The following is a 10,830-nucleotide window of genomic DNA, read 5'->3' as shown; positions in this document are numbered from 1 at the left end:
TGAGCTCGAGCAGCTCGAGGGGCTTGGGGGCTTGACGTTTCACCATGGGGCAGCTGCCTTTGCTTCTATCGGGTGATCTTCGGGTCGTAGCGGATGATCTGCGTCGATCTGGCGACGATGGAGCGGATCTCAGAGAGACTGTCGGGGATCCAGCCGTGCGCGCGCGCCTGCACAAGCAGGTTACCCATCGCGGTCGCCTCGACGGGGCCCGCGAGCACGGGCATCCCGGATCGGTCGGCCGTCGCCTGGCAGAGGAGCGCGTTCTGCGATCCGCCGCCGACGATGTGGATGACGCTCACCGGATGCTCGGCGAGGGCCGCGGCTGTCGTGACGGCCTCGGCGAATGCCTGCGCGAGGCTCTCCACGATCGAGCGGACGATGCCGGCTGGCGCCGTCGGTGCCTCGAGGCCACGCTGGGTGAGCCAGTCGGCGATGCGCCCTGGGATGTCGCCTGGCGCCATGAAGACGGGGTCGTTGACGTCGAAGATCGGCACGTCGCCGCCCACCTGGGCCGCGTCGGCGAGCAGCTGCTGGAGGGTGCTCGAGCGCTGCGCATCCGTCGCCGCCGGCTCCCAGTGCCGCTGCGATTCCGACAGCAGCCAGAGGCCCATGACGTTGTGCAGGAAGCGCACGCGGCCGTCGACGCCGCCTTCGTTCGTGAAGTTCGCCTCGCGGGCGGCGTCGGTGACGACCGCCTCGTCGAGCTCGAGGCCGACGAGGCCCCACGTGCCGCACGAGATGTACGCGAAGTCGCGCCCCTCGTTGGGGATGGCGACGATCGCGGAGGCCGTGTCGTGGGAGCCGACCGCGACGACCTCGATGTCACGCCCGACGACGCGGGCCGCCTCGCCCTCGAGCGAGCCGAGCACGGCACCAGGGTCGACGAGGTGCGGCAGGATGCGGGCGGGGACCCCCACGCGCTCGGCGAGCTCCGCATCCCACTCACGCGTGTCGGCGCGAAGCAGACCCGTCGTGGAGGCGTTGGTGCGCTCGGCGACCTGCGCGCCCGTCAGCCAGTAGGCAAGCAGGTCGGGCAGGAGCAGCAGCTGGTCGGCGAGGCCCAGCAGCTCACCGTCGGTCGCGAGCTGGAAGACCGTGTTGAAGGGCAGGTGCTGGAGACCGTTGCGGCGGTAGAGCTCCTCGGCGGAGGCGATGGCATGCACGGCTTCGACGCCCCGGGCGGTCCGCTCGTCGCGGTACGCGTACGGGACACCGAGGACACGACCCTCGCGCAGCAGCGCGTAGTCGACCGCCCACGAGTCGATGCCGATGCTCGCGATCTGGCCAGGTGCGTCACGCTCAGCCGCGGCCAGCCCGTCGAGGACGTGCTGGTAGAGGCCGAGGAGGTTCCAGTGCAGCCCGTCGCGTGTGCGGACGGGGTTGTTCGGGAAGCGCGCCTCGTGGCGCATCGTGAGCACGCCGTCCGTGATCGTGCCCGTGATGACGCGACCGCTCGTGGCTCCGAGATCGACCGCCGCGACCGTGCGGGGCGCATCCGCCCCGCCCCGGCCTGCGGCGCTCGATCCCTGCGCAGCAGACTCGGTCATCGCAGGAAGGCCGCCGCGACGCCCGAGTCGACGGGGATGTGCAGGCCGGTCGTGCGTGTGAGCTCTGGCCCCGTGAGCACGTACACCGCGTCGGCGACGTTCTCCGGCACGACCTCGCGCTTGAGGATGGTGCGGTTCGCGTAGTACTGACCGAGGTCCTCTTCCTTCACGCCGTAGGTCGCGGCGCGGTTGGCGCCCCAGCCTGCCGCGAAGATGCCGGATCCGCGCACGACGCCGTCGGGGTTGATGCCGTTGACGCGGATGCCGTGCTCGCCGAGCTCGACCGCGAGGAGGCGGACCTGGTGGGCCTGGTCGGCCTTCGTCGCCGAGTACGCGATGTTGTTCGGGCCAGCGAAGACCGAGTTCTTCGAGGAGATGTAGATGACGTCGCCGCCGAGCTTCTGCTCGATGAGCGCCTTGGCGGCGGCCTTCGACACGAGGAAGGAGCCCTTCGCCATGACGTCGTGCTGCAGGTCCCAGTCTTTCTCGGTCGTCTCGAGGAGCGGCTTCGAGAGGGAGAGGCCCGCGTTGTTGACGACGAGATCGATGCCGCCGAACGCGAGGAGGGTCGCGTCGATGGCGGCCTGCACGCCGGCGGCGTCCGCGACGTTCGCTGCGACGCCGATCGCGACGTCGGTGCCACCGAGCTCGGCGGCGGCGGCCTGTGCCTTCTCGAGGTCGAGGTCGGCGACGACGACGCACGCGCCTTCGGCTGCGAGGCGGGTCGCGATGGCCTTGCCGATACCGGATGCGGCACCCGTGACGAAGGCGATGCGGCCCTGGTGCGTCTTGGGCTTCGGCATGCGCTGCAGCTTCGCCTCCTCGAGCGCCCAGTACTCGATGCGGAACTTCTCCTCGTCGGAGATCGGGGAGTAGCTCGAGAGGGCCTCGGCGCCGCGCATCACGTTGATCGCGTTCAAGTAGAACTCACCGGCGACGCGGGCGGTCTGCTTGTTCTTGCCGTAGGAGAACATGCCGACGCCGGGGACGAGCACGATGAGCGGGTCGGCGCCACGGATGGCGGGCGACTCGGCCGTCGCGAACTTGTCGTAGTAGGCCTTGTAGTCGGCGCGGTACGCCGCGTGCAGCTCCTCGAGGCGAGCGCGCTGCTCCTCGACGGATGCCGTGGTCGGCAGGTCGAGCACGAGCGGCTTGACCTTGGTGCGCAGGAAGTGGTCGGGGCAGCTCGTGCCGAGGGCGGCGAGCTCGGTGAGCTTCTCGCTCGCGAGGAAGTCGAGCACGCGCTCATCGTCGGTGAAGTGCCCGATCATGGGGGCGTCGTGCGAGGCGACGGCGCGGATCGACGGCGCGAGGGCCGCCGCGCGTGCACGGCGCTCGTCGGCGGGGAGCGCCTCGAAGCCGCTCACGACGCCGCCGAAGGGGTCGGCCTTGCCGTGTGCATCGATGTACGCCGATGCGGTCTCGATGATCCAGAGCGAGTTGCGCTCCGATTCCTCGGAGGTGTCGCCCCAGGCGGTGATGCCGTGCCCGCCGAGGATGCAGCCGATGGCCTGCGGGTTCTCGTCCTTGATGTTGGCGATGTCGAGGCCGAGCTGGAAGCCGGGGCGGCGCCAGGGCACCCAGACGACCTTGTCGCCGAAGATCTTCGCCGTCAGCTCCTCGCCGTCGGCAGCTGTCGCGATCGCGATGCCCGAGTCGGGGTGCAGGTGGTCGACGTGCGCCGCATCCACGAGGCCGTGCATGGCCGTGTCGATCGACGGGGCCGCGCCCCCCTTGCCGTGCAGGCAGAAGTCGAAGGCCGCGACCATCTCGTCCTCGCGCTCGACGCCCGGGTAGACGTTCGTGAGCGCGCGGAAGCGGTCGAGGCGGAGCACGGCGAGGCCCTGCTCGGTGAGCGTTCCGAGGTCTCCCCCGGAGCCCTTCACCCAGAGCAGCTCGACGGGCTCGCCCGTCACCGGGTCGGTCTCGGTGCCCTTCGCGGAGGTGTTCCCACCCGCGTAGTTCGTGTTCTTGGGGTCTTCGCCGAGGCGGTTGCTGCGCGAGATGAGATCGGCTGCTGCTGGGTTCGTCATGTCAGTTCCTTCGAAGCTCGTGAGGTCGGTGAGGGGTGACGCTTACGCGCCCCAGCTGGCCTGGACGCCGCCGACGCGCTCCTCGGCGACCTGCTGCTCGTACCCGGATGCACGGAACGCGGCGAGCGGGTTCGCGGGCAGGCCGCGCGACTCGCGCCACTCGGCGAGGGCGGGGCGCACGTCGGTCGAGAACGCGTCCATGTAGATCTCGTGCGCGACGAGCACGTCGCCGGACTTCTGCGCCGCCGTGAGGGCGTCCTTGTCGATGAGCAGCGCGCGGGCCGTCATCTCCTGCACGTTGAGGACGGAGCGCATCTGGCCCTGGATCTTCGACTCCACGTTGTGGCACTGGTCGAGCATGAAGGCCACGTCGGGGTTGTTGAGCCCACCGCCGCGGATGACCTCGGCGAGGATGCGGAACAGCTGGAACGGGTCGGCCGAGCCGACGATGAGGTCGTCGTCGGCGTAGAAGCGCGAGTTGAAGTCGAAGGAGCCGAGGCGTCCGAGGCGCAGCAGCTGCATGACGATGAACTCGATGTTGGTGCCGGGCGCGTGGTGGCCGGTGTCGAGGCAGACCATGGCCTTCTCGCCGAGGGCCGCGACCTGCACGTAGCTCGTGCCCCAGTCCGGAACGTCGGTGTGGTAGAACGCCGGTTCGAAGAACTTGTACTCGAGCACGAGGCGCTGGTCGTCGCCGATGCGGGCGTAGATCTCTTGCAGCGAGTCGTGCAGGCGGTCCTGACGGCCGCGGAGGTCGGCCTGGCCGGGGTAGTTGGAGCCCTCGGCGAGCCAGATCTTCAGGTCGCGCGATCCGGTCTCGTCCATGACGTCGATGCAGCGGAGGTGGTGGTCGATGGCCTTGCGGCGCACCGCTGCGTCTTCGTGCGTGAGGGCGCCGAACTTGTAGTCGTCGTCCTGGAACGTGTTGGAGTTGATCGTGCCGAGCTCGACGCCGAGGTCTTCGGCGTGCTTGCGGAGCGCGGCGAAGTCGTCGACGACATCCCACGGGATGTGCAGGGCCACGCTGGGGGCGAGCGCGGTGTACGTGTTGACCTGGGCTGCGTCGGAGATCTTCTCGAACGGGTCGCGCGGCGTGCCTGCCGTCTGGAACACCTTGAATCGGGTGCCTGAGTTGCCGAACGCCCAGGACGGGAGCTCGATGCCCTGTCCTTCGAGCGCTGCAAGCTGGTCTGCGGAGAGGATGCTCACGGTTCGTCGCCTTCGTTGGTCGGTTGCGGATGCGCTCCCGGGCCGAACGACGTCGTCCACGGCTTCGGGAACTCGATTCACGGTATGCGGGCGAGCGGGGATGCCTGATTCGCGCCGAACCGTATTGAATCGTTTCAGTGATCTCAGATTACGAGCCGGAGTGAATCGTGTCAAGCACGTGCGGCGGTTCACGTCCGCCCACCGGGGTGAGCCGGGCGCGACATCCGCGTGAACACGGGTGAAACCCGCATCCACTACCCTCGGAAAGCGCATTCCAGGACACCGCACGAGCAGGGACCATCGCACGCACATGACACGAACCCACCCGATGGCCGAGCTGCCACACCCCCGCCGCCTCCTCGACCTCGGCCCCCACAACGGCGCCCACCGTGTCGCTGTCCGCGCTGGCATCTCCGTGGGCGTCCCACTCCTGATCCTGTGGAGCATCGGGCACGTCGAGCTCGCGCTCTACTCGACCTTCGGCGCCTTCGTCTCGTTCTACGGGCGCAGCCACTCGCACGTGATCCGCGCTCGCCTGCAGAGCGGCGTGGCCGTCGGCATGGTCGGCGCTGTCAGCGTCGGCGCCGCAGTGAGCCTCTCCGAGCAGCGCGAGTGGCTCGTCCTCCCGGCGACCGCCGCCTACGCGGCGGTCATCACGGGCGCCGCCCAGCGGTTCGGATGGAAGCCGACTGGCGCGCTCTTTCCCGTCTTCGCGCTCTCCGCGACGGCCTCCATCCCGGGAGGCGAGGCGGATGCGCTCCTCGCGGCCGGCACGGCCGCCGCGTCGGCGGCCTTCGCCTTGATCGTCGGCATCTCGGGCCTGGTCCGCCCAGCCGCCCGCGACGTCGAGCGCCGGGCACGAGCATCCGCCGCCCCGACCAGACCCGAGAGGCTGCGCATCAGCGCGGCAGTGGGGGTCGGCCTCGTCGTCGGCGTCGCGGGGCTCATCCCCACATCTCTCGGGCTCGACTACCCCTACTGGGCCATGGTCGCGGCCGCCGCCGCGCTCGCGACCTCGGGCCCCGACGAGCAGCTGGTGCGGGCCGGCCACCGCCTCACGGGGACCATCGCCGGAGTGGGCGTCGCGTGGCTGATCATGGCCGTCGACCTGCCTCCGCTCGTGACGATCGCCATCATCTGTGTGCTGCAGATGTGCGCGGAGCTGTTCGTCGTGCGCAACTACGGACTCGCCCTCGTCTTCGTCACCCCGCTGGCGCTGGTCATGCTCGACTTCGCGCACCCGCAGCCCGATCTCACCCTGCTCTTGGCCAGGATCCTGGAGACGGGCGTCGGCGTCGCCGTCGTGATCGTGGCCGCCCTGGCCTGGCGCTGGGTGGAGCGCTCGCGGGCGCAGTCGGCGGGTTGAGACCTTCGTCGCGATCTCGCTTGACACGTTTCAGAGCGAGTGGCAAAGTGGAAAGCGCTTACCCGCTCCGAGTGGGATATCGAACACGGTCAAAGATGACGAGGATTTTCAATGACGAGAACACAGAGTGACACTGGTGCGGTGTCACAGGAGAACGAGGGCAAGACGCCCCGCAAGGCCGCGCTCAGCGGATGGATCGGCAGCGTCCTCGAGTACTACGACTTCACGCTCTACTCGCAGGCGGCGGCGCTGGTCTTCCCCGTCGTCTTCTTCCCGACCGGCGACCCCACCGTCGCCCTCATCTCCTCGCTCGCGACCTACGCCGTCGGCTACGTCGCGCGCCCCATCGGCGCCATCGTGCTCGGCAACTGGGGAGACAAGCACGGCCGCAAGAACGTGCTCGTCATCGCGATGCTCCTCATGGGCCTCTCGACGCTCGCCGTCGGGTTCCTCCCCACCTACGACCAGATCGGCCTCTGGGCGCCCCTGATCCTGGTGTTCCTGCGCCTCATCCAGGGCTTCGCCGTCGCCGGCGAGCTCGGCGGTGCGAGCGCCATGATCGTCGAGCACGCCCCAGCAGGCAGACGAGGGTTCTTCGCGAGCTTCGGCCTGCAGGGCACCCAGGCCGGCTCGATCATCGCGACCGCAGTCTTCATCCCCCTCACCGCGGTCCTCACGGACGAAGCCTTCATCGAGTGGGGCTGGCGCATCCCGTTCATGCTGAGTGCCGTCGTCGTCCTCGCCGGCTTCCTCATCCGCAAGCACGTCGAAGAGCCGCCGGCCTACACCCGCTCGCTCGCGGTCCAGCAGGCCCAGAACCGCCAGGCGCCCGTCATCGAGCTCTTCAAGAACAACGGCTGGACGGTCTTCCGCGCGATCCTCATGACCCTCGCCAACGTCGCCGGCGTCACGACCCTCGTCTTCGGAACGAGCTTCGCGACGCAGGAGGCCTACGGCGTCGCGATGCCCGCCTCCACGTTCCTGTGGGTGCCGCTCATCGCCAACGTGGCGGCCGTCATCGTCATCCCCGTCTTCGGCATGCTCTCCGACAAGATCGGGCGCCGCACGCTCATGATCGTCGGCTCGTTCGGATCCGGGCTCGTCGCGATCGGCTACCTCAGCGCCATCCAGTCCGGCAACCTCGTGCTCACGATCGTGCTCGCGATCCTCATGATGGGCGTGCTCTTCCAGATGTGGAACGCCACCTTCGCGACGTTCTTCCAGGAGCTGTTCCCGACGCAGACCCGAGTGACCGGCTTCGCGATCTCGCAGAACGTCGGCCTCATGATCGTCGCCTTCCTGCCCTCGATCTTCACGTTCGTGGCCCCTCCAGGCTCGGACAACGTGCCGCTGGTCGTCGGCGGGCTCACCCTCGCCATCGCCACCGTCTCAGCCCTCGCGACGCTGTTCACTCCGGAGACGCGCGGCAAGGACATCGAGAACCACGATTGAACCGACCCGAAGGGGCGTTGACCGAGGCCGCCCCCGCGCGGGGGCGGCCTCGACCGGCATCGAGGACACCGCACGCGCCGGCATCGGCGAGACTGCATCACGACGGAACGAGGACACCATGACGAGAATGCGCGCAGCCATCGTGGGCACCGGCGACGTCGCTCGACTGCACGCCGAGGCGATCGCGGCCAGGGACGACGCGGAGGTCGTGGTCGCCGTGGACGTCGACGCGGACCGGGCAGCCGCCTTCGCCCAGAAGTACGGCATCCCGCGCTCCGCGACCTCGCTGCCAGACGGGCACCTCGACGTCGTGCACCTCTGCACCCCGCCGGCAGGGCACGCGGCCCAGGCCGAAGAAGCCTTCGCGCGCGGAGCTCACGTCGTCGTCGAGAAGCCGCCGGCGCTCACCCTCCGCGACGTCGACCGGATGGTCGCAGCCGGCGAGGCCGCAGGCAGGCACCTCGCCGTGGTCTTCCAGCAGCGCACCGGCACCGCGACGGCGCACGTCAAGCGCCTCCTCGACGACGGCCACCTCGGGCGCCCGCTCCTCGCCCGCTGCGACACCTTCTGGTTCAGGGACGACACGTACTTCGCCGCGCCCTGGCGAGGCACGTGGGCGAACGAAGGCGGCGGGACGACCCTCGGCCACGGCATCCACCAGCTCGACCTGCTCGCCTATCTCCTCGGTGAGGTGGATGAGGTCCAGGGCCAGACCTGGCGCCTCGCGCGCGACATCGAGACGGAGGACGTCTCGACGGCGGTGCTGCGCTTCGAGTCCGGCGTCGTCGCGACGGCGATGACCAGCGCCGTCTCACCCAGGCAGGCGAGCTCCATCCGCATCGACACCGAGCTCGCGACGGTCGAGCTCGAGCACCTCTACGGGCACGGGCACGCCGACTGGCGCATCACCCCACGCCCGGGGGCGGATGCGCCGAGCAGCTGGGCGTTCCCCGCGGCCGAGCGGGCGAGCGGGCACGACGCCTACATCGACGCCGTCTACCCCGCCCTCGCGGCAGGTGCCGCGCTGCCGGACGTCGCCTCCGCGCCCGCCAGGTCCACGGAGATCGTGGCCGCCCTCTACGCGTCGAGCGAGCGCTCGGCCGCCGTCGCCCTCCGTGAGGTCAGAGAATCGGGCGAGCTGCGCGCACAGATGTCCGCTCGGGTGCGCGACGAGCGCCGGTCATGAGCTCACCCTCCCGCGAAGAGCTGCCCTTCGGCCTCGGCACGGTCGTGCACCGCGACCCGAGCGCGCTGCCGATCGAGTCGCCCCGCCCCTACGTGCATCCGCTGCGCACCCCCGCGGGCGCCGTCGTGAGCGACTTCCGGCCCGCCGACCACACCTGGCACTGGGGCCTCTCCGTGACCGTCGCGAACATCCGCATCGGCGACGCCGTTCATGACGTCAACCTGTGGGGCGGCGTGACGTGGGTGGATGGTCGAGGCTACGTGCAGCTCGACAACAACGGCTCGCAGACGGTCGAGGAGACGCAGCCGGTCGACGGCACGCGGCTCACGTGGCGCGAGGCCGACGGCTCCGCGTTCCTGCGGGAAGAGCGGATGCTCGACGCGAGCATCCGCGACGACGACGGGCGCAGCGTCGGCGTCCTCGATGTCAGCAGCCGCTGGACGAACCTCCGCGACGCCGAGCTCGCGTTCGGCTCGCCTACGACCGCCGGCCGCCCGGACGCCGGCTACGGCGGACTGTTCCTGCGACTGCACCCCAGCTTCTCGGGCGCGCGCCCGCTGTCGCCGCTGCTGCCCGCCGACCCGGACGCCACCCTGCACGGCGCGGAAGCCGCCTGGCTGGGTCTCGAGAGCGGACCCGTGACCGTCGTCATGGGCGCGCATCCGGCGAACCCGGTCTCCCCCACCCCGTGGTTCGTGCGGAACGACGCCACCCCCATGCTCTGCGCGGCTCCGTTCTTCCACGAGGAGTGGAGGCTGGGGCCCGGCGAGAGCGCGACGTGGCGCTGGCGCATCCTCCTCTCCGACTCGCCGCTCCGCGCCGAACGCATCACCCGTCTGCTCGACGAGGCCTGAGCGGCGAGCCCCCGCGGTCTTCGGAGTTGCCGCCCACGAGCGAGGCACCCGCCCCGCAGACCCCGCGTGCCCTAGCATCGCTGTACACCGAAGGAGGCCCATGGCAGTCAGCGTGCGCGACGTCGCGACACTCGCAGGCGTCTCCGTTGGCACGGTCTCGAACGTGCTGAACCACCCAGAGAAGGTCTCGAAGGCCACCGTCGACAAGGTGCAGTCGGCCATCGAGGAGCTCGGCTTCGTGCGCAACGACGCCGCCAGGCAGCTGCGCGCAGGCGAGAGCCGCACCGTCGGCCTCATCGTCCTCGACCTCCGCAACCCGTTCTTCACCGAGGTCGCGCGAGGCGCCGAAGAGCGCGCCGCGGAGCTCGGCTTCTCCGTCCTCGTCGCCAACAGCGACGAGCAGGAGGAACGCGAGCGCACCCACCTCGGCCTCTTCGAGGAGCAGCGGGTCTTCGGCGTGCTCGTCACCCCCATGGCCGCCAACATGCCCCAGCTCGAGCGGCTCCACAAGCGCGGAACCCCCGTCGTGCTCGTCGACCGTGAGAGCGCCGACGAACGCTACCCGTCCGTCGCCGTGGACGACCGCACCGGCGGCCGCATCGCCGTCGAGCATCTCCTCGAGACAGGGCACCGCCGCGTCGCGTTCCTCGGCGGGCCGATGGAGATCCAGCAGGTCACCGACCGCTTCGAGGGCGCCCGCGACGCGGTGCGCGAGGTCCCGGGCGCGACGCTCGAGGTGCTGACGACGGATGCGCTCTCCATGTCCGAGGGCAGGCGGGCGGGGCTGCTCCTCGCCGAGCGCGACGGCGTCGATCTCCCCGACGCGGTCTTCGCGGCGAACGACATGCTCGCGCTCGGGCTCCTGCAGAGCCTCCAGGGCACCAGCCACGCGACGGTGCCCGAGAGCATCGCGCTCATCGGCTACGACGACATCGACTTCGCGGCTTTCGCCTCGACCTCGCTCAGCTCCATCCACCAGCCGGCGCACCTCATCGGCTCGAAGGCCATGGACCTGCTCGTCGCCGCGGCCCGGGACCCGAAGTCGACCCCCGAGCACATCCGCTTCACCCCCGAGCTCGTCGCCCGCGCCTCGACGCCCGCGACGACATCGAAGGTGCCGTCGAAGGGCTCGATCACGGCGTCGACGGCGGTGCGCAGGGCGGCGCCGTCGGCGAAGAGCGGG

At 70.1% G+C, this 10,830-nt stretch carries 8 protein-coding genes; 5 read left to right on the top strand and 3 right to left on the bottom strand.

The window, feature by feature from the left end:
- Nucleotides 1-65: 65 nt before the first annotated feature.
- Genes C5E07_RS18730 through rhaI form a run of 3 tightly spaced genes read right to left on the bottom strand, consistent with a single transcriptional unit; the run spans nucleotide 66 to nucleotide 4,789 of the window.
- Nucleotides 66-1,547, bottom strand: a complete 1,482-nt coding sequence (locus tag C5E07_RS18730; RefSeq protein ID WP_104301568.1) for a rhamnulokinase family protein — start codon at nucleotides 1,545-1,547, stop codon at nucleotides 66-68.
- On the bottom strand, nucleotides 1,544-3,580 hold the full coding sequence (locus tag C5E07_RS18725; protein ID WP_104301566.1) for a bifunctional aldolase/short-chain dehydrogenase: 2,037 nt from the start codon (nucleotides 3,578-3,580) through the stop codon (nucleotides 1,544-1,546). The genes C5E07_RS18730 and C5E07_RS18725 overlap by 4 nt, the downstream gene beginning before the upstream one ends.
- A gap of 42 nt (nucleotides 3,581-3,622) precedes the next feature.
- Nucleotides 3,623-4,789, bottom strand: a complete 1,167-nt coding sequence (gene rhaI / locus C5E07_RS18720; RefSeq protein ID WP_104301564.1) for an L-rhamnose isomerase — start codon at nucleotides 4,787-4,789, stop codon at nucleotides 3,623-3,625.
- Between the two features lie 310 nt (nucleotides 4,790-5,099).
- Here rhaI and C5E07_RS18715 point away from each other — a divergent pair, with 310 nt between their 5' ends.
- From C5E07_RS18715 to C5E07_RS18695, 5 genes are all read left to right on the top strand, one after another.
- The gene (locus tag C5E07_RS18715) at nucleotides 5,100-6,155 is read left to right on the top strand and encodes an FUSC family protein (RefSeq protein WP_146080661.1); all 1,056 of its coding nucleotides are present in this window, start codon (nucleotides 5,100-5,102) and stop codon (nucleotides 6,153-6,155) included.
- Between the two features lie 111 nt (nucleotides 6,156-6,266).
- Nucleotides 6,267-7,607 (top strand): MFS transporter, encoded by a 1,341-nt coding sequence (locus tag C5E07_RS18710; RefSeq protein WP_104301560.1) that lies wholly within the window; start codon nucleotides 6,267-6,269, stop codon nucleotides 7,605-7,607.
- A 118-nt stretch (nucleotides 7,608-7,725) separates the two neighbouring features.
- A complete protein-coding gene (locus tag C5E07_RS18705) occupies nucleotides 7,726-8,793 on the top strand; it encodes a Gfo/Idh/MocA family protein (protein WP_104301558.1) in 1,068 nt (355 codons plus the stop codon).
- Complete coding sequence (locus C5E07_RS18700) at nucleotides 8,790-9,647, top strand: DUF6807 family protein (protein WP_104301556.1); 858 nt, start codon at nucleotides 8,790-8,792, stop codon at nucleotides 9,645-9,647. Before C5E07_RS18705 ends, C5E07_RS18700 begins: the two co-directional genes overlap by 4 nt.
- Before the next feature lie 100 nt (nucleotides 9,648-9,747).
- A partial coding sequence (locus C5E07_RS18695; RefSeq protein WP_104301554.1) for a LacI family DNA-binding transcriptional regulator occupies nucleotides 9,748-10,830 on the top strand: 1,083 nt, incomplete at its 3' end.

This window comes from Pseudoclavibacter sp. RFBJ3, from assembly GCF_002931375.1.
Classification (GTDB): domain Bacteria; phylum Actinomycetota; class Actinomycetes; order Actinomycetales; family Microbacteriaceae; genus Pseudoclavibacter.
Note: the sequence above shows the minus strand (reverse complement) of the source record. Positions and strands in the feature narration are given on the sequence as shown.